A 24656-nucleotide genomic window follows, 5' to 3' on the forward strand; every position below is an offset into this window, starting at 1 on the left:
GCTTTTCTAGACGTTGGCCACTGCGAGCGGTTCGCCGCTTGTCGTACTCGTGCACATGCGGCACGCCGCCAGCATCTCCTGCAATGAAGTGACATAGCATTCGGCGCCCATCGCGTTTTGCAGATCGACGCTCCACTTCTCGAGATCCTCGCGCGCCCACAGTCCTACGATAATCGACGCGTTCGGCAAGCGTGCGCGAATGCGCCGCACCATGTAGCGCAAATGCGAGGGAACGCCGTCGATCCGCAAATAGACGATGCAGACAATGCCCACGTCGTCGGCATCCATCTGCTCGATCGAGGCGCGTGACGCGGCCTCGTGCGGCAGCGCCCGCGCCGTGAAACCATGCTTGCCGAGCAGTTGCAACAGAATGGTCGCCGCCAGAGGATCGAGCGGGCCCCGCCCCGGAATGCACAAGACACGCTGATTCGCGGCGCGCGGCGGATCTTGCGCTTCCTCCAGCGCATCTTCAGCGGCTTGTTGAGCGCTATCGTCGCGCGGCCCTTGCGCGGCAACACGCGACATATGGTTCGCAAACAACGCATGCATGCCCGGCGATGGAGCCGGCGCGATGTGGGACGGCGCCACCGGACCGATATCGGCGCCAGCGTCCTCCGCCGTGAGCCACAGCGGCTGCTCGTCCGGATAACCGTCGAGTCCATCAATCAGATCGTTCGTCGTGGACTCGATGCGCGCGAGTTGCACCGAGGTCACGCTGCCGCGCACGACGTCGTTGGCGGCGAGTTGCAGTCCCGGGATCGTCACCTCGTCGTAGTACGCCGACAGTGAACGCTCGCGCAGCAGCAGCTCCGCTTGCGCGAGCGCTTCGTCGGGATCGCCCGCGAGCACACGTTGATAAAAATTTTCGACGGGCGTGAGCGCCGGCTGGTCACCCAGCATCACGTCGAGAAATTCCAGACGCCTGATATGCCGGCCGAGCACGAGCAGGCAGAGCGTCAAAGGCGTCGACAAAATGAGCCCGATTGGCCCCCAGATCCAGCTCCAGAAGATCGCCGCCACGACGACCGAAAACGGCGATAGTCCGGTGCTGCGTCCATACAGAAGCGGCTCCACGACCTGGCCCACCAGCAGCTCGACCGTCACGAAAAGCGCTATGGACCAGATCGCCATGTCCCACCCGGGACTCACCGCGGCGGCCAGCGCGGTAGCAAGCCCGCCCGCGATCCAGATGCCGACATACGGCACGAGCCGAAGCAACGCCGCAAGGATGCCCCACAAAATCGGACTCGGCACGCCGATAAAGAAAAGCCCCGCGCCGATCACGACACCGAGCCCAGCATTCAATCCTAGCTGCGAAACGAAGTAGCGGCTCAGGCGCCGCGCTGCTTCGTCCATCACAGTCGTGGTGCGATGCAGATCGCGCGAGCCGAACAGCCTGATCGCGCGATCGCGAAGATCGTCGCGTTGCAAGAGGATCACAACCATGACGACGAAGACGATGAACGCCGTCTCCAGCGGACTGATTGCCGGCGACAATACGCGGCGCGCAAGTTCCAGCGGTGTCGGTACCGGCTCGCGCACTTCGACGGGAACGGCGGCGGGCGCGCGGCCATCGGGAGAAGACGCATCGCGCCGCGGCGCGGGCTGCGTCGGTTCAACGGTGGCGCGTTGCAGCGCCTGACCCGCGGCTTTGGCGAAGCGATCGAGCTTGCCTATGGTCAGCGTATGCGCGGCTTCCATCTTATGCTCGATGGTTGCCTGATAGCGAGGCATGCCGGCTGCCAGGTCCGTCAGTTGCATGGCGATCACCGAGCCGAGCACGCCGATCACCGACACCGAGATCACCACAGCGGCGAACACCGACGCGACATGGCCGAGCTTCAAACGGCCCAGCGACTTCACAAGCGGCGCAACGAGAAAGCTCAACAGAATTGCGAGCGTCATAGGAATCAGAACCGCTCGCGCGAAGTACAGGCACGCTACGAGACCTGCGCCGACAGCCAACGCGATCAGCGCATCCAGACCGAACGCGGCAGGCGGCGCGTCGATGCGCGTGGGATGCCTGCCGCGTGACGGTTCAGGAAAGTCCTTCATGGCGATGCGTGCCGCTTGTCGTTATCTGTTGTAGTGCTCCCTTGCATGTGCTTATTTCTTCGGCTCTTCCGCAATCGGTCCGCTTTCCACTGGCGGCGCTTCCTTCTCGATCTCGCTGCGGGCCTGTTCCCAGTATTCGTCGGGTGTGCCCTTCGGCTCAGATGCCTGCTCCCACAGGTAATAAGCACGCATGCGAATCTGTTCCTCCTGAGAGGTCTGCTCCTGTTCCATTTGGTCACCTACAGTAAAGGTCAAGCGGATGCCGGCATGGCGAAAGGCCGCGCGCAATCACTGAGTGAGTACGCGCGGCCTTGAAGCAAACAGCAAGTGCTATTCCCGAAGTGCTACTCCCGATCAGGGCGCAGGCGGGACTTCGCCTTCATCGGAAGTGAGCTGTTCTTCGAGCCGGTCGAACACGCGTTGCGTCGCGCGACTCGGTGCCTCGAGCGCGAACAGCAGAAGTGAGCGCGCCGTCACCTGATAGTCGTCGCCCGCGCTGAACTGGGGCAGTTCCGCGCGCACCGGCATGTTCGTGTCGAGCAGGCAAGTCCAGCGTTCGCCTTCGGGCACCTCAGGCAACGTGAAGTTGACGACGTCGTGATGCGCGTTCAGCACCAGCAACAACGTGGCGTCCGACGCGGGACGGCGAATGCCGCTCGCCTGGGCGCGGCCATCGATCACGAGACCGAAGCAGCGCATCAGCGGATCGGCCCATTGTTCAGGCGTGAGATCGGTGCCGTCGGGCGAGAGCCAGCGCGCGTCGGTCACGTCGAGCGCCTCGTTGTACTCGCCAGTGAGAAAGCGGCTACGACGCAGCACCGGCAACCGGTGACGCAACGTCGTGAGGTTTCTCACGAACTCGGTCAGCGCGCGGCCGTCTTCGTCGATACCTTCCCAGTCCACCCAGCTAATCTCGTTGTCCTGGCAATAAGCGTTGTTGTTGCCCTTCTGCGTGCGACCGAACTCGTCGCCGGCGAGAATCATCGGCGTGCCCTGTGAAAGCAGCAATGTGGACAGCAGATTGCGCTTTTGACGCTCACGCTGCTGACGAATATCGATGTCGTCGGTCGGACCTTCCACGCCCATGTTCCACGACTTGTTGTCCGAGTGCCCGTCCTTGTTGTCTTCGCCGTTCGCCTCGTTGTGCTTGTCGTTGTACGAGACCAGGTCGTTCAGCGTGAAGCCGTCGTGAGCGGCAATGAAATTCACGCTGGCCCACGGGCGCCGGCCGCGATGGTTGAACTTGTCCCCTGAGCCGGTCAGCCGCGCAGCGAGATCGGCAACCATGCCCTCGTCTCCCTTCCAGTAGGCGCGTACGGTATCGCGAAAGCGGTCGTTCCATTCGGCCCAGCCGGGCGGAAAGCCACCCACCTGGTAGCCGCCGGGACCGCAATCCCACGGTTCCGCGACCAGTCGCACGCTGGAGAGAACCGGGTCTTGCCGGCAACTGTCGAGAAACCCGCCGCCCTCGTCGAAGCCGTGCGGCTCGCGGCCGAGAATCGTCGCGAGGTCGAAGCGGAAACCGTCGACCTTCATTTCCGTCACCCAGTAACGCAGGCTGTCGGTCACCATTTGCAATACGCGAGGATGCGACAGATTCAGCGTGTTGCCGGTGCCCGTATCGTTGATGTAATAACGCGGCTCGTCCGGCATCAGACGGTAGTACGACGCGTTGTCGATGCCCTTGAACGAGAGCGTCGGCCCGCGTTCGTTGCCTTCGGCGGTGTGGTTGTACACCACGTCGAGAATAACTTCGAGGTTCGCGTTGTGGAAGCTGTCCACCATTCCCTTGAACTCGCTGACGGAATCCGTCGACGAAGCGAAGAAACGCGGGTCGGCCGCAAAAAAGCCGATGGTGTTGTAGCCCCAGTAGTTGGTGAGACCCTTCTCCAGCAGATAGCTGTCGTTCACGAATGTCTGGACCGGCATCAGTTCCACCGACGTCACGCCGAGGCTTTTGATGTAGTCGATCACCGGCTTCTGTCCGAGCCCTGCGAAGGTGCCGCGCAATTCTTCGGGCACTTCCGGATGACGCTTCGTGAAGCCGCGAACATGCGTTTCGTAGAAGATCACGCGGTCCCAGGGCAGCGGATTGCGCTCCGGGTGCGACCACGAAAAGGTTGCGTCCACCACCTTGCACTTCGGCACGAAGGGCGCGCTGTCGCGCTCGTCGAACGACAGGTCGCCCTCTTCCGAACCAAGCGTATAGCCGAAAATTTCAGGCGCCCATTTCAGCTCACCGATGTGCGCCTTCGCATAAGGGTCGAGCAGCAGCTTGTTCGGATTGAAACGATGGCCCTTCTCGGGCTCATACGGACCATGCACGCGATAACCGTACACGGCGCCGGGTTTCAGGTTCGGCACGAAGACGTGCCAGACCTCGTCGGTATATTCGGGCAGTTCAATGCGTTCGATTTCATGCTGACCGGTTTCATCGAACAGACACAGTTCGACCTTGGTCGCGTGCGCTGAGAACAGCGCGAAGTTCACACCGTTTCCATTCCATGTCGCGCCGAGCGGAAAAGGGGTGCCCTCCGCGATGCGCGTGGAGTAATTGGCCGGGGATGACATAGGGATTCCTGTGAGAAGCAAAGCGCTTGCGCGCGGTTCCTGTGTAGGCAATATGAATAGCAGGCTCGCTCCTGTAGCAATCCTCGGGCCCGAGACTGCGCGCACCGCCAGGGGCGGCACGCAATTTGCGGTAACGGGTTTGAAAGCTACTGGACGCGCCGCGAACGGCGCCATACATAACAAGGAGAAACGATCATGAGAAGCACGCAAGCCAGACCGCTGCTTGCAGCAGTATTGCTGCTCGGCACACTCGCGTCGCAAGGCAACGCTTATGCGCAGGGCGCTCCGCAATCCATTACCGAAAGGCGCACCGACGTGGTTCAGCTTGCGAGCGGCTATCGCGCGTCGAAGCTCGCCGGGGCCGACGTCTTCAACAAGAACAAGGACACCATTGGAACTGTCGACGATCTGATCGTTTCGCCAGGCGGCGACCGCCGCACCTACGCCATTCTGTCGGTGGGCGGTTTTCTCGGCTTGGGCAAGCATCTCGTGGCGGTTCCATTCAACGATCTGCAGATCAACAATCGTCGCGTGGTACTGCCAGAGGCGACCAAAAAGTCGCTAGAAGCGCTGCCGGAATTCAAATACGCCGACTAACGCTGTGTCTCGATGTTTGGGCACTGTCGGCGTGTTTCGCGCTGCGCGAATACGCACAGCGCGAATACAAGCCGCAGCGCAATGGACAATGCAGAGCGCGGCTAACGAGCCCGCTCTGCATTTCCCGACGTGTTCCGCTTCTTGCCGCGTTGATCCGCATTGAGCCGCTGCAATCCGCGCGACAACCGGCATTCACGCGAACAGCTTGTCCAACGTGATCGGCAATTCCCGCACGCGTTTGCCGGTTGCATGCCAGATCGCGTTGCACACCGCAGCCGCCACACCCACCACGCCGATTTCACCTACGCCCTTCACGCCAAGCGGATTGACGATATCGTCGCGCTCCTCGACAAACAGCACGTCGATGTCATGAATGTCCGCGTTGACCGGCATGTGGTATTCGGAAAGATTGTGGTTCATCTGCCGGCCGATGTCGTGATCGAACTGTCCTTCCTCGTGCAGCGCCATGCTGATGCCCCACACCACGCCGCCCGCCACCTGGTTCGCCGCAGTCTTCGGATTGACGATGTGACCCGCGGCCACGGCACTCACCACGCGGGTCACACGCACGGTGCCCAGCGCCTCGTCCACGCGCGCTTCGACAAACACCGCCGAGTGTGTGCCCATCGAATACGCCTGCTGCTTTTCGTGCGGCTTCACGCTGGCTTGCTCTTCCAGCGATTCGAGGCCGGCGCGCTCCAGCAGCGTGTCGATTGCGATTGCGTCTTCGGTGCCTGATCCGCACACCATCTGTTTGCCCGCACGCCTGATGTCCTCGCGCGCGACGCTCGCGAAACGCGCGCCGCCATGTTGCCGCGCGAGTTCGACGAGACGGTTGTGAAGCCGCTTGCACGCGACATCGACCGCGCTTCCCACCGACGACACCGTCCACGACCCGCCTTCGAGCGGCGCTTTCGGCAAGCGCGTATCGCCGAGCTCGAACACTACGTCGTGAAGCGGCACACCGAGCGCGTCCGCCGCGATTTGCGTCATTGCGGTGTAGGTGCCCGTGCCGATATCCGCAGTCGAACTCGAAACAGTCACCTGGCCGTCGCGCGTGAGCACTGCGCGCGCGGACGCTTCGTTTTGCATCGCGTCCCATGCGCCCGTCGCCATGCCCCAGCCAATCAGCTCAGTGCCCTCGCGCCGCGCGCGCGGCGCTAGCGGCCGCTTGTCCCAGCCGAAGCGGGCGGCGCCTTCGCGATAGCATTCGCGCAGCGCCTTGCTGGAGAACGGCAGATTCTTGTTCGCATCGCGTTCGGCGTAGTTGACGAGGCGCAGTTCGAGGGGGTCCATCTGCAACGACTCGGCCAGTTCGTCCATTGCCACTTCGAGCGGGAAAAGGCCCTGCGCGGCCCCCGGCGCGCGCATGTCGGCTGGCGTCGGCACGTCGAGCCGCACGACCTTGTAGCCGAGCGTTACGTTCTCGCATCGATATAGCTGGCCGGCCCAGTTCACCACCACGTCGCAGTAGTCCTCGTATTGGGACGTCTCGGAGACGGCTTCGTGTATCACCGCCTGCAGCCTGCCGTCCGCGGCCGCGCCCAAGGCGACGCGCTGAATCGACTGCGGCCGGTGCGCGAACGTGAACATTTGCTGGCGCGTCAGCGTCACTCGCACGGGGCGCTTCAATTCGAGCGCCGCCATGACCGCAAGAGCGAGGTGATATTGCGGCCGCAAGCCCGAGCCGAATGCGCCACCGACAAAAGGCGACACCACCTGCACCTGATCGTCGCTCAAGCCGAACACGGCCGTCAGATACGACTTCGTGTTGACGACGCCCTGCGTCTTTTCGTACACGGTCAAGTGGCCGTGCTCGTCGGGCATGACTGTGCAGCCATGCATTTCCATCGGGTTGTGATATTCCGCCGGCGTGCTGTAGAACGAATCGACACGCGCCACGGCGCTGGCCAGCGCAGCGTCGGCGTCGCCGCGCGGCGGGGGCGGCGGGTCGAAGCCGCCCTTCTCCGTCGAAGGCGGCTCGGCATCCATGAGCACCTCGCCCATATCCGTTCGATGCGGCGCCGACTCATAACGCACATCGACGAGCGACGCCGCATGACGCGCGAGTTCGAGCGACTCCGCAAGCACGAGGGCAACGGGCTGGCCGCTGTACCACACGCGGTCGTCCCACAGCGGTCTGAGCGGGCTGCCGCCGGGCGCAACCATGTCTTTGTAGGGTTTATCCTCGCGAGGCAACTCAGGGCGATTCTGATACGTCAGCACGTGCAGCACGCCAGGCAACGCAAGCGCGGCCGACGAATCGATCGACACGATGCGCCCCGCCGCGATCGTGCTCGACACCACGAAGCCATACGTGAGTCCATTCGCGGTGAAGTCGGCCGCGTACTGCACGGCGCCGGTCACCTTCAGTCTGCCGTCGACGCGCTTGTGCGGCACGCCGCTCGCGCGCAGAGCAGGCAAAGATTCAACACGGTTCATAGCCTGGACTCCTCGAACGAACGTTGACTCGCGCCCAGAAATGCGCGCTCAATCGCACGCGCCGTCAATTCGACCTTGAACGCATTGCCGCGGCGGCCCTGCGCGTCACGCAGCAGGTCGGTGGCGAAGTTGCGTACCGTCTCCGCGCTCAACGTCTTGCCCTGCAGCGACGCTTCAGCGTCCGTATTGCGCCACGGCTTGTGCGCCACGCCGCCGAGCGCGCAACGCGCGTTCACGATCACGTCGCCGTCCAGTTCAAGTCCCAGTGCCACGGAGACAAGCGCAAACGCATAGGAGGCGCGGTCACGCACCTTGATGTACGCGTGATGCTGCGCGAAGCCCTGCTTCGGCAACTCGACCGCAGTGATCAGTTCGTCGTCGCGCATATTGGTGTCGATGTGCGGCGTGTCGCCCGGCAAGCGGTGAAAGTCGGCGAACGGCAACACGCGCTCCCCGTCGGGCCCGGACAGATGCACCGTTGCATCGAGCGCGGCCAATGCCACGCACATATCGGACGGGTGCACGGCAATGCAGTGTTCGCTTGCGCCGAGAATCGCATGCATCCGGTTCACGCCTTCCAATGCTGGGCAACCCGTGCCGGGTTCGCGCTTGTTGCAGCGCGTGCCCGCATCGTAGAAATAGACACAACGCGTGCGTTGCAGCAGGTTGCCGCCCACGCTCGCCACGTTGCGAATCTGCGGCGAAGCGCCCGCGAGAATCGCCTTGGAGAGCAACGGATAGCGCGCGGCAATCTGCGGGTCGTAAGCGGCCGCGCTGTTGGTCACAAGAGCGCCGATTTTCAGTCCGCCTGCCGCAGTCGGCTCGATCTGCTTAAGCGGCAAGCGGTTGATGTCGATCACGACCTGAGGATGTGCGACGTTCTCGCGCCACAGATCGACCAGGTTAGTACCGCCCGCGATAAACGCTGCGGCTGCTTTTGCACGATGCTGTTCGATCGCTTGCGACACTTCATTCGCGCGCGTATACGAGAAGCGGTTCATGGCCTCACTCCGTGGTGGTCCTTATCCGCAAGCTCCGCTGCGTCGAGAATCGCGGCGACGATATTGGTGTAGGCGCCGCAGCGGCACAGGTTTCCGCTCATCAGTTCGCGCACGTCGTCCGCGGTTTTTGCATGGCCTTCCTGCAGCATCGCCACTGCCGAGCAGATCTGTCCTGGCGTGCAGTAGCCGCACTGAAATGCATCGTGGTCGATGAACGCCTGTTGAACCGGATGCAGCGTTTCACCGTTCGCGAGTCCTTCGATTGTCGTAATCGACGCGCCGTCGTGAACTACCGCGAGCGCAAGACATGTGTTGATACGCTGACCATTCACAATGGCGGTGCACGCGCCGCATTGCCCATGGTCGCAGCCCTTCTTCGTACCGCTCAAATGGCAGTGCTCGCGCAGCAAGTCGAGCAGCGAGGTCCAGGCTTCCACTTCGAACTCATGCTTTTTTCCATTGATGTCGAAGCTCACCGGCACGCGCTGGACGTCGCTCGGTACAAGGTCCAGCAGCGTTTCCGCACTGGGTGAATTCATGGGGGTTTCTCCTGACGATGAGTACGTACGGCGAGCGCAAGACGAACCCACGACGCGCGCAAGCGGCGTGCCCGGCAGCACAGCGTTGCAATGCTGCGCGCCGCTCATGCAGCGTTGCGTCAATTAAGGATTTGAGGAGCGACTTCGAGAACCGCTGCTCGCGCTTCGTCGCACAAGCAGCGGCTAGTTCGGCGCCCGTACAACAGACCTAGATAATCGGCGAACCGCCCGTAACGGCGATTGTTGCGCCAGAGATGTAACTCGCTTCGTCGGACGCCAGCATCACGTAGGCCGGCGCGACTTCGGCCGGTTGACCCGGTCGCTTCATCGGTACGTGCTCTCCGAATTTTTCGACTTTTTCCGGCGGCATGGTCGACGGAATCAGCGGCGTCCAGATTGGTCCCGGCGCGACGCAATTCGCGCGAATGCCCTTCTCAGCCAGCAGTTGCGCAAGGCCGCCCGTGAAGTTCTGGATCGCGCCCTTGGTCGTCGCGTAGGCGATCAGCCCCGGATTCGGATGGTCCGCATTAATCGACGTGGTGTTGATTATCGCGCCGCCCGGTTTCATGTGCCTGACTGCAGCGCGTGTGATCCGGAACATCGCGCCGATGTTGGTATCGAACGTCTTGTCCCATTCCTCGTCGGTGATTTCGTCCAGCGACGGATAGGTCATCTGGTAGGCCGCGTTGTTCACGAGCACGTCGAGCCGGCCGAACGCCTCAATCGCCTTGTCGACAATCGCGTTGCAGTGCGCCGGATTCGTGATGTCGCCTGGCACCAGTACCGCCTTGCGGCCCGCCTCTTCGACCCAGCGTGCGGTCTCGCGTGCGTCGTCGTCTTCGTTCAGATAGGAGATCAAAACGTCCGCGCCTTCACGCGCGAATGCGATGGCGACTGCGCGGCCAATGCCACTGTCGCCGCCAGTGATGATGGCCGCCTTGCCAGCGAGGCGTCCCGAGCCCTTATACGATTTCTCACCGTGATCGGGTTGCGGGTTCATCTCCGCGGTGCGGCCCGGCGTCTGATCCTGCTGCTGTCCTTTGAACGGCGGCGTGGGACGTTCTGTGTCGCTCATATAAAACCTCCAGAAAGCTGTTTAACCTGCGCGGCGTGCAAAAAGCACGGCGGTGCGACAGATTCAGCAACCCTCGGGCCCGCGCAAGACGCGGTTTTCTGGTGCATTGTCGCTACACAATGGGACATCAGCGGGCATCGACGAAGAAAACGCGCAAGGAAATGCGATGCGCCGGACGGCAATTCGAGCGAACGGAAGGGAGTCGGCAACACGTAGAATACGGCGGGACGCATGTCGGAACTGCGTCTTGCACACCGCAGTTTTTTCAAACGGCGCGCACGCTTTACGGCGCCCCCACCGCGTGCAGCGCCGCAGCCGACTCCAACACGCGCAGCAGACGCTCCGGCGTCAACGGCTTCGCGCAGTGCGCGTCGAAGCCCACGGCGCGCGCGCGAGCGCGGTCGTCGCGTGATGCAAACGCCGTACAGGCGATCAGCAGCATATGCGCGGTGGACGGATGCGCGCGCAGGCGCCGCGCCAGTTCCAGGCCGTCGAGGCCGGGCATCTTGATGTCGAGCACCACGGCGAACGGTTGCCATTGCGACGCCATTTCGCAGACCGCGTGCGGATCTTCGAGCGCACGGCATTCGAACCCGTCCGCGTTCAACAACATTTGCAGCGCGTCCGCCGCCTCTCGATAGTCGTCCACGACGAGTACGCGCCTGTGCGACGCCATTGCATACTGGATTGGCCGCCATACGACCACGTCTTCGCTGTCGTCGAACTGGTTGTCGAGCTGATTGTCGAACTGGTTGTCGAGCATCACTACGTTCTCCCTGGTGCATGCGCGCGCCGCATCACGGCACCCGCCGCCCGGTTGCAAGATTCGCTCCCGCGCTGCACTGCATCACTGGTGACATGCTTTCTGAATGAGCTGCGATCTCGCAGCGGCGGTGTTTTCGTCGGTGTGTCGTGAATACATCGTTGCCGATGCGTCTTACGGATTCGTTGCGTGTTGCTGCGCGTTTGTTACGTGCTTGTTGCCTGTTTGTTACGTGCTTGCTGCGTGTTTGTTGCTGATTCGTTGCGGAGTCGTTGCTTATGCGCTATCGCGGCGATCAGGCCGCGCGATCGTCGATGAAACCCTTGAGCATCGCGAGCGTATCCGCGTCGTCAATATGCTTGTCGGTACGCCAGCGCAGCATGCGCGGAAATCGCACGGCCACGCCGGACTTGTGACGCGTGCTCGCCTGAATGCCCTCGAAACCGATTTCGAATACGAGCGTGGGCGTCACGCTGCGCACCGGTCCGAACTTCTCGATCGTAGTCTTGCGTACGATTGCGTCAACCTGGCGCATCTCCTCATCGGTAAGACCCGAATACGCCTTTGCAAACGGCACGAGCGTGCGCACGCCGTTGGCTTCGTCCCAGACCGCGAACGTGAAATCAGTGTATAGGCTCGCGCGTCTGCCGTGTCCGCGCTGCGCGTAAACCAGTACAGCGTCGATCGCGTACGGATCGATCTTCCATTTCCACCATGTGCCCGATGCTTTCGTGCGTCCAACACCGTACATCGACTCGCGCTCTTTCACCATGAAGCCCTCGACCCCCCGCGCGCGGCTCTCTTCGCGTAGCGCTGCCAACGCGCGCCAGTCATCTCCGGACACCTGCGGCGACACTCGCAGCAAGTCGCCTGACAGCGTGCCGTCGAGCGATGCAGCCAACGCATCCAGGCGTGCGCGCCGTTCGGCGAGCGGCGTCATTCGCAAATCTTCGCCGTGCGCTTCCAGCAGATCGTAAGCAAGCAGCGCGGCGGGTGAATCGGCGAGGATTTTTTTCGTCAGGGTCTTTCGTGCGATGCGCGGTTGAAGGCGCGCGAACGGCAATGGCGCAGCGGCGCCCGGCTCCCAGGCGAGGATTTCGCCGTCGACCACGAAACCGTCAGGCAACGCCTCGCCCAACGCGGCCACTTCCGGAAACCGGTCGGTGATCAGATCCTCGCCGCGCGACCACAACCACACGCGGCCGCCGCGTTTGACGAGTTGCGCGCGTATGCCGTCCCACTTCCATTCGATCAGCCAACGCGCCGGATCGCCAAGCGTCTCGGGATCGGTCTGCAACGGATGCGCGAGAAAGAACGGATACGGCAGGCCCAGATCGCTGTCGTGCCGATCCGCCGATTGCTGCTCGCCCGCATTGCCGGCGTCGGGCGCGTCCGGTGCGACGAGACGCAGATAACGCGTGGCGTCCGGCTTCTGCCGCGAATCCGTCCATCCGACCATGCGCTGCGCAATCCGCTTATGATCGACTCCGGCGACCTGCGCGAGCGCACGCACCACCAACTGCCGCGCGACACCGACGCGAAAGCCTCCACCAATCAGCTTCGTGAGAAGAAAGCGCTCGCCCCAGTCCAGTTCATCCCAATAGCTGAACAAACGCGTGCGCAATTCCTCGGGTGCAAGACCGCGCAATGTCAGCACACGCTGCTCGATCCATTGGGTCAGACCCAGTTCAGAGCTGCGCTGCGCGGGCGGCAGAATATGCGCGATGGTCTCCGCAAGGTCGCCAACTGCGTGATACGACTCCTCGAACAGCCACGCGGGCAATCCCGCGCGTTCGCGGGCGAATTCGGTCAGCAGACGCGTGGGCACCGATTGCCGCGGCTTGCCGCCGGCCAGGAAGTACGACGCCCACGCGGCGTCTTCAGGTTCCGCTACGGCGAAGTAGCTCGTCAGCGCTTCGAGCTTGTCGTGCGTGGAGGTTGTCGCGTCGAGCGCGGTATAAAGAGCAGCGAAGCGCTTCATGAACGGCTCGCGGCATCGTCGAACTCATGCACGGGTGCGGCGTTGTCAGGCACCGCTTCGTCGCCGCCCAATGCATCTGCTTCGACCGTATCGTCGCCGTATTGGGTCACGAAGGCGCCTGCATCCAGTCCTTGCTCGCGCAGCCAGCGCACCATCGGCTCGACCGAACCATGCGTGACGATCACACGGCCCGCGCCGGTCGCGCCAATCGCCGTTTGCAGCGCCGGCCAATCCGCATGATCCGACAGCACGAACCCGCGATCGACGCCGCGCCTGCGGCGCGCGCCGCGCAAGCGCATCCATCCCGACGCGAACGCGTCGCTGTAGTCGCCGAAACGCTTGAGCCACGCGCTGCCTTGCGCCGACGGCGGCGCAACGATCAATGCCTGGCTGAACGCCGCCTTGTCCTTGGGCGCGATTTCACTTACGAGACGTACCGGCGGCAACCGCACGCCTGCCTCGCGATAAGCACGATTGAGCGGTTCCACCGCGCCATGACAGAAGATCGGGCCGATGCCCGCGTCGACGCTTGCCAGCACGCGTTGCGCCTTGCCGAACGAATAACAGAACAGCACGGACGCGCGCCCTTGTGCCGCGTTATGACGCCACCATGAATCGACGCCGTCGAATATGGTTTGCGGTGCGTCCCAGCGATAGATCGGCAGACCGAAAGTCGACTCGGTGATGAATGTATCGCAGCGCACGGGCTCGAATGCATCGCAGGTCGGATCGGGGTCGAGTTTGTAATCGCCGGATGCGACCCACACGCGCCCGCGGTGCTCGATGCGCAATTGCGCGGACCCAAGCACGTGACCGGCGGGATGCAGGGACACGGTTACTCCGTTGATATCGAGCCGTTCGCCGTACGCGAGTGTTTGCAGCGAAATGTCAGGGAGGCGTGAAAGCAGGACGTTCGCGCCCGCACGCGACGCAAGATAACGCCGGTGCCCGAAGCGGGCATGGTCGGAGTGCGCATGCGTGATCACCGCGCGCTCCACGGGCCGCCAGGGATCGATATGGAAGTCGCCGGGCGGACAATACAGACCCTCGGGCCGCGCGATGACGAGGTCCCCGGAGTCCGCATTTTCCGCTGCGATGTTCGATGAATTAGATGTGTCTGATAGTGATTCGGATGCCATGTCGCACCTCGAAAGCAAGGCGTATTCCTGCACACTTCGTGCGGTCGCGATGCGCGTGGCGGCTTTCTTGCTTAACCTACGCAGAAGCGCACCGGTACGCGCCGTCTGTCGGCGGCCCGCCGCGCGCATGGCGAGGCCCCATGCACTCCATCATCGATCAACGCACACTCAATGTCGCGAAGCATCCGGGCAGATTCATCCTTGAAACGATGAAGGCGTTCCGGGCCAACCAGGGTTTGCTGCTCGCCGGCGCGGTCGCGTACTACGCGTTGCTTTCCATCGTGCCGCTGATGATCCTCATTGTGATCGCGCTTTCCCGCATCGTGCCGCAACACATTCTGCTTCCGGCGCTGGGCCACTTGCTGCAATGGCTCGTGCCGGGCCAGTCCGCAGCACTCGTGCGTGAACTTGCCAATTTTCTCGCTCACCGCGCGGTGATCGGCTGGGTGCTGTTCGTGACGATGCTGTTCTTCAGTTCGCTCGCATTCACGGTACTCGAAAATGCGATGTCGCTGATCTTCGTCCACCGCGTGGTCATACGGCGGCGGCATTTTCTACTCTCGGCGCTGCTGCCCTACTGTTACATCCTGTTCCTCGGCGTCGGCGCGTTGATCGTCACGCTCGTGTCGAGCGGACTGGAAGCCGTGGGCGCCGAAGGGATCGACCTGTTCGGACTGCATGTGTCGCTGCAGGGCGCTTCGCGCGTTCTGCTGTATCTGCTGGGTCTGGCCGGCGAAGTCTTTCTGCTGACGTCGATCTATATGGTCATGCCGGTCGGACGGCCATCGCTCAAGCATGCGCTGTTCGGCGGCATCGTCGCTGCGCTGTTGTGGGAGATCACGCGACATGTGCTGGTCTGGTACTTCGCGACGCTTTCACAGGTTAGCGTGGTGTATGGTTCGCTCACCATGGCGATCGTCATTCTCTTCAGTCTGGAATGGCTCGCCACGTTGCTGCTTTTCGGCGCACAGGTGATTGCACAGTACGAGCGCTTCGGCATCGAGCCGCAGAACGCGCCAAAGCAGCCGATAAAGACGGGATGAAACCTGCAAGCCGCAGCGCGGCGAATCGGCGCGGACGTGCAGTGGCGGCGGCGCCGCGAGACTGCGGTAACATTCTGTCGGAGGCCGGACCGAGCGCATCCGCCGCTTTCATCCCGGCACGCTCCAGGACTCGACAATGAGCATCATCCAGCGCAACAACGTGAATATTTCCGGGCGCGGCGCGAGCACCATGGTGTTCGCGCACGGCTTCGGCTGCGACCAGAGCATGTGGCACCGCCTCGCACCGTCATTCCATGACGACTACCGCATCGTGCTGTTCGATCACGTGGGTAGCGGCTCGTCGGACCTCGCCGCATACGACGTCGACAAATACGATTCGCTGCACGGGTATGCGCGCGACCTGATCGAGCTCGTCCGCGAAGTGGCCGACGAGCCCGTCGTATTCGTCGGCCATTCGGTGGGTTGCATGATCGGGCTGCTCGCCGCGCTCGAAGCACCGCAGCTTTTTTCCGCTCAGGCGATGGTGGCGCCCTCGCCGTGCTATGTGAACGACGGCGATTACATCGGCGGCTTCACGCACGAGGATATCGACGACCTGCTGCTCACGCTCGAGCACAACTACCTCGGCTGGTCCAGCGCAATGGCACCCGCTATCATGGGCGTGCCGGATCAGCCTGAACTCGGCGATGAATTAATTAACAGCTTTTGCCGGACCGATCCGCGGATCGCCGCCCAGTTTGCACGTGTCACGTTTCTCTCCGATCATCGCAGTGTGCTGCCTTTGAACGTCACGCCCACGCTCATTCTGCAAGCAAGCGAAGACGTCGTCGCTCCGCGTCCGGTCGGCGAGTACATGCATCGCACGATGCGTAGCAGCACGCTTCGCGTCGTCGAGAATAACGGACACTGTCCGCACGTGAGCGCGCCTCGCGCGACTGCGGAGGCCATCAGCGCTTTCCTGCGGACGACGCCAATTTAACGCAATGCAAAGTACCGACCGCCATTTGCCGCTCGCCGATGCGTTGTTCGAGCACGCAGCCTGCGGCCTTATCGTGACCGATACCGACGGGCGCATCGTGCGCGCCAACGCAACGTTTTGCGAATGGATCGGCTATGACGCCGCAGAGCTGACGAGCGGCATCAGCCTTCAGGACCTGCTGACAACGGGCGGGAAGGTGTTTTATCAGACGCATTGGGCACCGCTGCTGGAAATACAGGGCTCTGTCGCCGAGGTCAAGCTGAGTATGCTGCATCGCGACGGCCACACGGTGCCGACATTGCTCAATGCAGTGCGCCGCGTGCACGGCGAGCAGAGCTACATCGAAGTCGCGGTGCTCATCGTCGCCGATCGTCATAAGTACGAACAGGAACTCGTGCTCGCGCGGCGTAATGCGGAGGCTTCGGTGGCTGCTCATCAGCGGGCGCAACGGGAATTGCAGGAAAGCCGCGACGTATTGAGTCTGGCCATGCGCGGCGCGCGCATGGGCGCGTGGTCGCACGAACCGAAGACCGGCAAGTTCTGGTGGAGTCGCGAACTGGAAGCGCTCGCGGGTTACGCCGAAGGACGCCTCGCCATTACAACGCGCGGTTTTTTTGAACTGATTCATCCGGGCGATCTGCTTGCGCTCAACGAAGCCGTCGATCATGCGGTGCGAACCCGCGACGACTACGTCGCCGAATTCCGCTTCCTGCATGCAAGCGGCGACTGGTGCTGGATGGAAGCCCGCGGCCGCGCCACTTACGACGAGCGTGGCGAGCCGCTGACGGTCTACGGGCTCGGCATCGACATCACCGAACGTAAGCAGGCGCAGACGGTGCTGCTGCGCCAGGCCGCGATCTTCGAGCACTTGAGCGATGCAATCGTGATCACCGATCTGCGCGGCAACATTACGGACTTCAATGTCGGCGGCGAACGCATGCTCGGTTATAGGCTGCGCGAAATTCTCGGCAAACACGTTTCGATCTTTCATCCGCCTGAAGATGCGCTGCGCATTCGTCGTGAAGTGTTCGCGAGTCTCGGCGCGTACGGCACGTGGCGCGGCGAGTTGCCATTCGTGCGGCGCGACGGTTCGCGCGGCGTTTGCGAAACCGTGGTCAAACCGCTCGCGAACGAGCGCGGCGACATCTATGGCGCGGTGAGCATCAATCGCGACATTACCGAGCGGCGGCATGCGGAGCAACAACTCACGCGGCTTAACGCGGAGCTCTCCAACGCGGATCGCCGCAAGGACGAATTCCTCGCGACGCTTGCGCATGAGCTACGCAATCCGCTTGCGCCGATGCGCAATGTCCTCGAAATTCTGCGCGCGAAAGAATTCAGCGATCCGCAACTGAACTGGTCGCGCGACGTGTTCTCCCGTCAATTGCAGCACATGACTCATCTTGTCGACGATCTGCTCGAGGTCTCACGTATTACCCAAGGCAAACTCGAACTGCGCAAGCAGCGGCTCGAACTCGCGCGAGCGATGCAATCCGCGGTGGAAGCCGCGCGTGCAATCGTGCAGGCGTCCGACCATCGTCTGAGCGTGACGCTATCTCCTGAGCCGCTTTTTCTCGATGCTGACCCTACCCGCCTTTCGCAGATGATCCTCAATCTGCTGAACAACGCAGCGAAATACACGCCGCGAGGCGGCAGCATTTCACTCACCGCACATCGCGATGGCAACCAGGCCGTGATTGCGGTACGCGATTCGGGCATCGGCATTCCTCGCGAACATCTGAACAGCGTCTTCGAAATGTTCTCGCAACTCGCACCCGCGCTCGATCGCTCCCAAGGCGGACTCGGCATTGGGCTCGCCCTCGTGCGAGGTCTTGCGGAATTGCACGGCGGCACGGTCGCGGCATTCAGCAACGGACCCGGCTCCGGAAGCGAATTCGTGATCCGGCTGCCGTTGTCCAGCTCCGCCGAGGCGCCCGGTGATAGCACGCAACCCGACAAGCCGCCGGCCGCCGGACTGCGGATTGTGATTGTCGACGACAATGCCGACGCCGCCGACAGCCTCGCAATGGTGCTCGAGCTGGAGGGCCACCAGGTGCGCACGGCGAGCGACGGAGTCGCGGGACTTGCTGTGATCGCCGAATTCGCCCCACAGGCGGTCATTCTCGACATCGGTCTGCCGCTCCTCAACGGCTACGAAGTCGCTCGACGGGTTCGCAAAGATTATCCGGACGCCGGCATCCGCCTGATTGCGGTAACGGGCTGGGGCCAGCAGCAGGACAAGCAGACCGCTGTGGAGGCCGGATTCGATCATCACTTCACGAAGCCCGTGGACCCGAGTGAACTGCTGCGCGTGCTCAGCGGACATCAGACCGAATGAGCGCGCGCATGTTCGAGGAAGCGGACGTTACCAGCAGTCTCGCCGAGCGTGGCATCGTGCCGGATGCGAGGCAGCGCGACGCAATCGCGGCGCTCTCTGTATTGGCTGGGTCCACAGCCAGCCGCGTCGAATCGCGATATCAAGGCGTGTATTGCCATGGACTGCCCGGACGCGGCAAAAGTCTCGTGGTCGATACCGCGTTCGAACTCGCGGATTGCCGCAAGCGGCGGCTGCATTTTCACGAGTTTCTCCGCAAGATGAACCAGGGCCTCGTGAACGAACCGCGTGGCGACGACAGGCTTGGCTCCGTGTCGATGCAATGGCTCGATGGCATAGAGTTGCTATGCTTCGACGAATTCCACGTGCACGATATCGCGGACGCGTTTCTGATGGGCCGCTTTCTCGACACGGCGATCAAGCTCGGCACGCGCATCATGCTGACGTCGAACTATGCGCCCGACGGCCTTTTGTCCGACCCCGAGTTTCACGAGCGTTTCCTGCCCACCATCGAGCAGATCAGGCGGCATTTCCGCGTGATCCATTTCGACGGCGCGCGTGACTATCGCTTCGGCGGTGAACAGCATGACACGCCGCACTTCTTCGCTCCGCTCGATCCAGCCACTCACAACGCGCTGCGTAAAATCTTCCTGCGCTACGAAAGCAGCGGCGCATTCGAATCGACGAAGATCAGTGCCGCGGGACGTCCGCTCGCGGCGCACGCGGTGGGCGCGGCGCTACTGTGGGCCGACTTCGAAACACTGTGCGTGGCCAGCCGTTCGCATCTCGACTATCTGGACCTGGCCGAGCGATGGCATGGACTCATAGTCGATAACCTGCATACTGAATGGCTCACGAAAGCGCACACGTTGCAGCGGCTCGTGTGGCTGGTCGACATTCTTTACGACCGCAAGCGCGCGCTTTTCATCGCATCGGACGAACCGATTCATGAGGCGTTGCTGGGACTCGAAGGCGCGCATGATCTATCGAGAACGCTGAGCCGGCTCGCGGAGATGCAATCGCGCGCTTATCGCAGCACGCTCGAAGAAGCGACGGACGCGTCCGCCGCAAGTGCGCCCGAGCGCTAGCTCAGCAGGTGTGGCTATGTGCGAAGCGCGTCTGCAAATCTTGCAAAGACCGTGCTCGTTCGCGTCATTCGCCTAACCGGTTCGCGAAGCGTTCCTCACTGCGTAGTGCCGCAAATCGCGCCGTGTAGCCTCGATTACGCTCGTCTTCACGCACGGCGGCCACGCGTCCGGGAATGCGCCCTGCTACCGCCGTTGCGCACTCATTCTTCAGCGGATTTGCGTTCCGCCCTTTTGCCGACATGATCAGAACCGCTTCGGTCGCCGCCGCGCTTTGCGCGGCATGTCTTTCCTCCGCCTGCGTGCATATCGGACCCTCGCGCCTGAAAGCCGATCAGGTCGACTATGCGCGTGCACTCGGCGACGCGAAGAAACGCGAGATTCTTGCGGCCGTGGTCGGCCTTCGTTATGGCGACGCGCCTGCGTTTCTGACCGTCAGCAGCATCATTGCCGCCTACACGTTCGACGCCAGCGGCGGCGCGACCGCTAACGCGGGCTCCGGCAGCCAGCCGAACTACGCACTCGCCACCGGCAGCGTGTCGTATTCGAATCACCCTACCTTCACGTTCACGCCGACGACCGGCGAAGCATTCGCCTCCGCTTACATCCGGCCGCTCGCGCCTGCACTCGTGCTGCCGCTCGCCGAAGGCGGCATTCCTATCGACCTGCTGTTGCGCATCACCGCGCAATCGGTGGGAGGTTTGCAGAACGGCAATGCGCTTGGCGGAGAAAACAGCGCGGGCGCGCCCGGCTTTTTCGAGTTGCTGCGTTCGCTGCGCCGCCTGCAACTCGCAGGCGAGTTGAACGTCGAGTCGCGCAACGTGGGCGCGAAGAATGAGCCGATGAGCGTGTTTCTGGTGATGGGAGCAACTACGAGCGGCGAGTCGCCGCAAACGGCGGCCGATCTGGCCCGCGTGCGCAAGTTGCTGCACCTGTCGTCGAAAACGCGCAGCTATGAAATCGTCTACGGGCCTTCTTCCGCATGGCAGAAAGCAGACAAAATTCCGATGGTGACCCGCTCGGTGCTCGGCATCCTGACCGATCTCGGTGCGCAGGTACAGGTGCCAGTCGAGCGCATAACGGACGGGTCGACGAAGCCGACCGTAGGCCTGATCGGCGGAGAAACGAGACCGACGATCATCATTCACTCGGGCGAGAGCGCGCCTGACAATGCGTACGTGATGATTCCGTACGGGACGTCGTCATATTGGGTCGATCGCAACGACTTCGACTCGAAATACGCATTCACGGTCGTGCAAAACCTGATGGCGCTCGCCGAGGCAGATACGAGCAGCAAAGCGCCCGTTGTGACGATTCCGGCGAATTGAATTGAGCTGAAGCGGGTCGGACAGAACCGCTTGCGCCTTCTCACACTCTGCGCCGACGCTCGATAAAAAGCCGGCGGTTTTCATACCGCCGGCTTTTTCGCTGCTGCTCAGGTTACTGCTTACGTAATCGCTTACGCACTACTCCTGGCTGCGCTTTGCCTGCACCCGCGCGATCTGCTGCTTCGCCGCTTCATAAACACGCTCGGGCGTGAAGCCGAATTTCTTCTTCAGATCGGAAAGGGGCGCGGATGCGCCGAACGTGTGCATCACCACTTGCGCGCCGAGCCGGCCGACGTATCGGTCCCAGCCCAGCGAGGCAGCCTGCTCCACGGCCACGCGCGCGTCGATGTCGGGCGGCAGCACCGCGTCCTGATAGGCTTCGTCCTGGCGCTCGAACAAATCCCATGACGGCATCGACACCACGCGCGCGGCAATGCCCTCGCTCTTCAGTTTCTCGTACGCGTCGACGCAGATCGACAACTCGCTGCCCGTCGCGAGCAGAATGACTTGCGGCTTCTGTCCGTCGGGCGCGTCGGCTAGCACATAGGCGCCCTTCTTCACACCCTCGGCCGATGCATAACGGCTGCGGTCGAGAGTCGGCAGCGGCTGCCGCGACACGACGATGCACGAAGGACGCCGCTTTTGCGTAACTGCGACGCGCCACGCTTCGGCCACTTCGTTTGCATCGCCCGGACGCAGCACCGTTAAGCCGGGAACGCCGCGCAGCGACGCCAATTGCTCGATAGGCTGGTGCGTCGGGCCATCTTCGCCGACGCCGATCGAATCGTGTGTGAACACATAGATCGACTCGACTTCCATGATCGCCGACAGGCGGATCGGCGGCTTCATGTAGTCGCTGAAAATCAGGAATGTCGAACCGAACGGCCGCAAATTCGACAATGCGAGGCCGTTGACCACCGCGCCCATCCCATGCTCGCGAATGCCGAAATGCAGATTGCGGCCGCCGTAATTGTCGTGCTCGAAGCTGCCCGCGCCCTCGAATTTCAGATTCGTTTTCGTGGATGGCGCCAAGTCGGCCGCGCCGCCGAGCATCCACGGAACACGCGCGGCAATCGCGTTGAGCACCTTGCCCGACGACTCGCGTGACGCCATGCCTTTGGCGTCCGCGTCGAAGGTCGGAATGTCGCTGTCCCAGCCAACCGGCAATTCATGCGCCTCGATCAGCGCGAATTCGCGCGACAGCTCCGGATATTGCTTGCTATAGGCGTCGTACTTCGTCTGCCACTCGGTGCGCGCCGCCTTGCCGCGCGCACCGATGCCGGCGGCGAAACGTTCGTGCACGCCTTCGGGCACGTAGAAGAATTTGTCTTCCGGCCAGCCGTAAAACTTTTTAGTGAGCGCGACCTCCTCGACGCCGAGCGCCTCGCCGTGCGCCGCTGACGTGTCCTGCTTGTTGGGCGCACCCCAGCCGATGATGCTGTTCACCACGATCAGCGTCGGCCGGTCGGTAATGCTTTTTGCTTCGACGAATGCGGCTTCGAGCGCGGCGGCGTCGTTCGCATCGTTCACATGCAGCGTGTGCCAGTTGTAGCCGCGGAAGCGGCTTTCGACATCGTCGCTATACGCAAGATCGGTATGTCCTTCGATCGTCACGCGATTGCTGTCGTAGATCCAGATCAGATTAGACAGCTTCAGATGGCCCGCGAGCGAGGCCGCTTCGTGCGAGATACCTTCCATCATGTCGCCGTCGCCGCACAGCGCGTACACGCGGTAGTCAAAAAGCGGAGCGTCCGGCTTGTTGAAGCGGTTCTCGTACCAGCGGGCCGCCATCGCCATGCCGACGCTATTGCCGAGGCCCTGGCCGAGCGGACCTGTCGTGGTTTCGACGCCCGTCGTCATCCGGTATTCAGGGTGTCCCGGCGTCTTGCTGTCGATCTGGCGGAAACGCTCGATGTCTTCCAGCGACACGGCGGGCTTGCCGGTCGGCTTGCCCTCTTCGTCCACCGCTTTCACGTTTGCCAGATGCAGCAGCGAATACAACAGCATCGACGCATGCCCGACCGACAGCACGAAGCGGTCGCGGTTGGGCCACAACGGCTCGTCCGGGTCGTAGCGCAAATGGTTCTGCCACAAATGGTAGGCGACCGGCGCGAGCGCCATTGGCGTGCCGGGGTGGCCGGAATTGGCCTTCTGGACAGCGTCCATCGACAGCGTGCGGATCGTATTGATGCACAACTGATCGAGGGCGGGATCGTTTTGCATGGGACACTCCTTGTTCGGCCGTTGGAAACATTGCCGGCGCGCGCTGCCGCGACGTCGCCGGCAAGCGGTGTTCAGGGGAAACAACGCATGAAGAGCTCAGCAAGCCTCATGGATGATGCGCCGATGCGCGCAAATCTGCACGCGGCGTGACATGGGGATCGTTGCTGCAGCGCTAGGAGGCGCTGCCGACCGGCGCGGCTAGGCCGCGTTCAGCCAATGCTCGCAAAGAGGGCCATGCTTGCCGTCGACTGGGTCCATCTTCGGGAACGGCAGCGCATGCATTGCGGCAAGCTCCTGCGGGGTTAGCGCTTCGCGGCGGATATCCCACTGCTGGCCTGCGGGATAGGCCCCCACCACGCGGAAGCGGCCTTCGAACGATTGCAGGCAATGGCCGGTGCCGGCAGGCAGCAGCAGGACGTCGCCCGCGGACACGCTGATCACCTTGCCGCCCGGACCGCCGACTATGACATCCGCGGAACCGTCGGCCACGCCGAGCACTTCGTGTGCGGTCGAGTGGAAGTGGTGGTAGTCGAAGATGCCGTCGCGCCACTGCGGCGGCCATTCGTTCCGTGCGAACAGCAACTCGAACGCCTTGGCGAGGTCGCCAATCGCGGGGTCCACTGCCTGCCTGTAGATCACGACCGGCAGCTTGCTGTTATTCGGTACCCAGTCGTGCGGTTCGAGCATGAAGGCTTCGTACTCGGTCTGCGCTGCGTCGAATCCGTGCTTCGAATGTTCCTGCATGGTTGGCTCCTGTGGGTAGCGGGGCGCGTCCGGCGTGAGCATGCCGGGAGGCGCGATATTGCAGCGCCGCATAAAGCGCGCCCGCCCCGGGGGCATAGCGCTGCCCAAGTCGGCCCACGACGTATTCGACTCGCACGAAGCTGCCGCGACGGGCGGCAGCCACGCCTTGGCCCGGCGATCACACCATCACAGCGACGCCCGAGCAAACCGCTCAACCGCCGCCGATGCCCTGCAGCACTTTGCCGGTGCCGCCACACACGGTGCACTGTACTTCCTCTACCTTGCCTGTTCCCTTGCATGCCGGGCAGATGTCTTCGCCGACGCCGGGCGCGTCGGGGGGCGCTTCATCGCCGGGGTTCAGGGGTTGGTTGTCCTGTTGCATATCTCTCTCCGTTCGCTGTTGAGCGCATCAGTTCTTGTGCGACGCGCGGCCGCCGCCGCCCGCAGGCTCGCCGTGAGTGCCGGTGCCGAGCGGCACCTCGGCGGTCTGCTCGGGACGTTCGTTCGAGCGCGGCGGATTGGTTTGCTTGTCCACTCCGGTCTGCACGACCGGCTCGATTCCAAGCGGACTCGGCTCCACGTACTGCGCGCCGCTCGGCTTGTTGCGTTCTTTCACTTCCGGCGAAACTTCGGGAGCGCCGGAATTCTCGCTGGGTGTGTCAGGCTGCATATCGCTCTCCTTTTGTCGGCTACGTCGTGAGTGCAGCAACATACGGACCCTGCCGGACTGCGTCGGACCGCACGCCGAAGGGCGTTCCGTTACAGCTCGGAAGCGGCGCGCACATCGGCAAAGTG

20 protein-coding genes are annotated in these 24656 nt (G+C 62.7%); 6 read left to right on the plus strand and 14 right to left on the minus strand.

The features are described 5' to 3' along the window. Positions 1–6: 6 nt before the first annotated feature. From OH764_RS24485 to glgX, 3 genes are all read right to left on the minus strand, one after another. Positions 7–2055, minus strand: coding sequence for an AI-2E family transporter (locus OH764_RS24485; protein WP_498851185.1), 2049 nt, complete (start codon positions 2053–2055; stop codon positions 7–9). 51 nt (positions 2056–2106) lie between these two features. Then, a complete protein-coding gene (locus OH764_RS24490) occupies positions 2107–2286 on the minus strand; it encodes a DUF2934 domain-containing protein (RefSeq protein ID WP_020067843.1) in 180 nt (59 codons plus the stop codon). Between the two features lie 123 nt (positions 2287–2409). After that, complete coding sequence (glgX, locus tag OH764_RS24495) at positions 2410–4626, minus strand: glycogen debranching protein (RefSeq protein ID WP_498851186.1); 2217 nt, start codon at positions 4624–4626, stop codon at positions 2410–2412. Between the two features lie 195 nt (positions 4627–4821). On the opposite strand from glgX, the gene OH764_RS24500 reads away from it, so the two are divergent. Continuing rightward, positions 4822–5223 (plus strand): PRC-barrel domain-containing protein, encoded by a 402-nt coding sequence (locus OH764_RS24500; RefSeq protein WP_498851187.1) that lies wholly within the window; start codon positions 4822–4824, stop codon positions 5221–5223. A 192-nt stretch (positions 5224–5415) separates the two neighbouring features. Here OH764_RS24500 and OH764_RS24505 read toward each other — a convergent pair whose 3' ends face one another. The 7 genes from OH764_RS24505 to OH764_RS24535 all read right to left on the minus strand — a co-directional run bounded on the left by OH764_RS24505 (position 5416) and on the right by OH764_RS24535 (position 14163). Continuing rightward, positions 5416–7665 carry a xanthine dehydrogenase family protein molybdopterin-binding subunit gene (locus OH764_RS24505; protein WP_498851188.1) on the minus strand — a complete coding sequence of 750 codons (2250 nt, stop codon included), beginning with the start codon at positions 7663–7665 and terminating at the stop codon, positions 5416–5418. After that, positions 7662–8666, minus strand: coding sequence for an FAD binding domain-containing protein (locus OH764_RS24510; RefSeq protein ID WP_498851189.1), 1005 nt, complete (start codon positions 8664–8666; stop codon positions 7662–7664). Before OH764_RS24510 ends, OH764_RS24505 begins: the two co-directional genes overlap by 4 nt. Continuing rightward, positions 8663–9205: a (2Fe-2S)-binding protein gene (locus tag OH764_RS24515; protein WP_498851190.1), complete on the minus strand. Its 543-nt coding sequence runs from the start codon at positions 9203–9205 to the stop codon at positions 8663–8665. Before OH764_RS24515 ends, OH764_RS24510 begins: the two co-directional genes overlap by 4 nt. A 208-nt stretch (positions 9206–9413) precedes the next feature. Further along, positions 9414–10280, minus strand: a complete 867-nt coding sequence (locus tag OH764_RS24520) for an SDR family oxidoreductase (protein WP_498851191.1) — start codon at positions 10278–10280, stop codon at positions 9414–9416. A gap of 283 nt (positions 10281–10563) precedes the next feature. Continuing rightward, entirely contained in the window at positions 10564–11043 is a 480-nt protein-coding gene (locus OH764_RS24525) for a response regulator (RefSeq protein WP_498851277.1), read from the minus strand. A 295-nt stretch (positions 11044–11338) separates the two neighbouring features. Continuing rightward, a complete protein-coding gene (locus tag OH764_RS24530) occupies positions 11339–13024 on the minus strand; it encodes an ATP-dependent DNA ligase (protein WP_498851192.1) in 1686 nt (561 codons plus the stop codon). Then, complete coding sequence (locus tag OH764_RS24535; protein ID WP_498851193.1) at positions 13021–14163, minus strand: ligase-associated DNA damage response exonuclease; 1143 nt, start codon at positions 14161–14163, stop codon at positions 13021–13023. Before OH764_RS24535 ends, OH764_RS24530 begins: the two co-directional genes overlap by 4 nt. 140 nt (positions 14164–14303) lie before the next feature. Between OH764_RS24535 and OH764_RS24540 the strand changes: the two genes are divergently transcribed. The 5 genes from OH764_RS24540 to OH764_RS24560 all read left to right on the plus strand — a co-directional run bounded on the left by OH764_RS24540 (position 14304) and on the right by OH764_RS24560 (position 20894). After that, positions 14304–15206, plus strand: a complete 903-nt coding sequence (locus tag OH764_RS24540; RefSeq protein ID WP_498851194.1) for a YihY/virulence factor BrkB family protein — start codon at positions 14304–14306, stop codon at positions 15204–15206. A gap of 136 nt (positions 15207–15342) precedes the next feature. Next, positions 15343–16146: an alpha/beta fold hydrolase gene (locus OH764_RS24545; RefSeq protein ID WP_498851195.1), complete on the plus strand. Its 804-nt coding sequence runs from the start codon at positions 15343–15345 to the stop codon at positions 16144–16146. A gap of 4 nt (positions 16147–16150) precedes the next feature. After that, complete coding sequence (locus OH764_RS24550) at positions 16151–18484, plus strand: hybrid sensor histidine kinase/response regulator (protein ID WP_498851196.1); 2334 nt, start codon at positions 16151–16153, stop codon at positions 18482–18484. Positions 18485–18492: 8 nt separating this feature from the next. Continuing rightward, a complete protein-coding gene (zapE, locus tag OH764_RS24555; RefSeq protein ID WP_498851278.1) occupies positions 18493–19569 on the plus strand; it encodes a cell division protein ZapE family protein in 1077 nt (358 codons plus the stop codon). Between the two features lie 239 nt (positions 19570–19808). Next, positions 19809–20894 (plus strand): hypothetical protein, encoded by a 1086-nt coding sequence (locus OH764_RS24560; protein ID WP_498851197.1) that lies wholly within the window; start codon positions 19809–19811, stop codon positions 20892–20894. A 138-nt stretch (positions 20895–21032) separates the two neighbouring features. On the opposite strand, the gene tkt is transcribed toward OH764_RS24560, so the two are convergent. The 4 genes from tkt to OH764_RS24580 form a co-directional block, all read right to left on the minus strand. Further along, positions 21033–23117, minus strand: coding sequence for a transketolase family protein (tkt, locus tag OH764_RS24565; RefSeq protein WP_498851198.1), 2085 nt, complete (start codon positions 23115–23117; stop codon positions 21033–21035). 198 nt (positions 23118–23315) lie between these two features. Further along, positions 23316–23861 carry a cupin domain-containing protein gene (locus OH764_RS24570; RefSeq protein WP_498851199.1) on the minus strand — a complete coding sequence of 182 codons (546 nt, stop codon included), beginning with the start codon at positions 23859–23861 and terminating at the stop codon, positions 23316–23318. Positions 23862–24072: 211 nt separating this feature from the next. Next, positions 24073–24243, minus strand: coding sequence for a hypothetical protein (locus OH764_RS24575; RefSeq protein WP_020067861.1), 171 nt, complete (start codon positions 24241–24243; stop codon positions 24073–24075). Positions 24244–24270: 27 nt separating this feature from the next. Next, entirely contained in the window at positions 24271–24531 is a 261-nt protein-coding gene (locus OH764_RS24580; protein ID WP_020067862.1) for a hypothetical protein, read from the minus strand. Between the last annotated feature and the right edge of the window lie 125 nt (positions 24532–24656).

It is taken from the genome of Burkholderia sp. M6-3 (assembly GCF_050858985.1).
Classification (GTDB): Bacteria; Pseudomonadota; Gammaproteobacteria; order Burkholderiales; family Burkholderiaceae; genus Paraburkholderia; species Paraburkholderia caledonica.

Coding starts and splice junctions, on each gene's coding strand:
- OH764_RS24485 (WP_498851185.1), bottom strand. CDS start 2,055: ATGAAGGACTTTCCTGAACCGTCACGCGGCAGGCATCCCACGCGCATC.
- OH764_RS24490 (WP_020067843.1), bottom strand. CDS start 2,286: ATGGAACAGGAGCAGACCTCTCAGGAGGAACAGATTCGCATGCGTGCT.
- glgX (WP_498851186.1), bottom strand. CDS start 4,626: ATGTCATCCCCGGCCAATTACTCCACGCGCATCGCGGAGGGCACCCCT.
- OH764_RS24500 (WP_498851187.1), top strand. CDS start 4,822: ATGAGAAGCACGCAAGCCAGACCGCTGCTTGCAGCAGTATTGCTGCTC.
- OH764_RS24505 (WP_498851188.1), bottom strand. CDS start 7,665: ATGAACCGTGTTGAATCTTTGCCTGCTCTGCGCGCGAGCGGCGTGCCG.
- OH764_RS24510 (WP_498851189.1), bottom strand. CDS start 8,666: ATGAACCGCTTCTCGTATACGCGCGCGAATGAAGTGTCGCAAGCGATC.
- OH764_RS24515 (WP_498851190.1), bottom strand. CDS start 9,205: ATGAATTCACCCAGTGCGGAAACGCTGCTGGACCTTGTACCGAGCGAC.
- OH764_RS24520 (WP_498851191.1), bottom strand. CDS start 10,280: ATGAGCGACACAGAACGTCCCACGCCGCCGTTCAAAGGACAGCAGCAG.
- OH764_RS24525 (WP_498851277.1), bottom strand. CDS start 11,043: ATGCTCGACAACCAGTTCGACAATCAGCTCGACAACCAGTTCGACGAC.
- OH764_RS24530 (WP_498851192.1), bottom strand. CDS start 13,024: ATGAAGCGCTTCGCTGCTCTTTATACCGCGCTCGACGCGACAACCTCC.
- OH764_RS24535 (WP_498851193.1), bottom strand. CDS start 14,163: ATGGCATCCGAATCACTATCAGACACATCTAATTCATCGAACATCGCA.
- OH764_RS24540 (WP_498851194.1), top strand. CDS start 14,304: ATGCACTCCATCATCGATCAACGCACACTCAATGTCGCGAAGCATCCG.
- OH764_RS24545 (WP_498851195.1), top strand. CDS start 15,343: ATGAGCATCATCCAGCGCAACAACGTGAATATTTCCGGGCGCGGCGCG.
- OH764_RS24550 (WP_498851196.1), top strand. CDS start 16,151: ATGCAAAGTACCGACCGCCATTTGCCGCTCGCCGATGCGTTGTTCGAG.
- zapE (WP_498851278.1), top strand. CDS start 18,493: ATGTTCGAGGAAGCGGACGTTACCAGCAGTCTCGCCGAGCGTGGCATC.
- OH764_RS24560 (WP_498851197.1), top strand. CDS start 19,809: ATGATCAGAACCGCTTCGGTCGCCGCCGCGCTTTGCGCGGCATGTCTT.
- tkt (WP_498851198.1), bottom strand. CDS start 23,117: ATGCAAAACGATCCCGCCCTCGATCAGTTGTGCATCAATACGATCCGC.
- OH764_RS24570 (WP_498851199.1), bottom strand. CDS start 23,861: ATGCAGGAACATTCGAAGCACGGATTCGACGCAGCGCAGACCGAGTAC.
- OH764_RS24575 (WP_020067861.1), bottom strand. CDS start 24,243: ATGCAACAGGACAACCAACCCCTGAACCCCGGCGATGAAGCGCCCCCC.
- OH764_RS24580 (WP_020067862.1), bottom strand. CDS start 24,531: ATGCAGCCTGACACACCCAGCGAGAATTCCGGCGCTCCCGAAGTTTCG.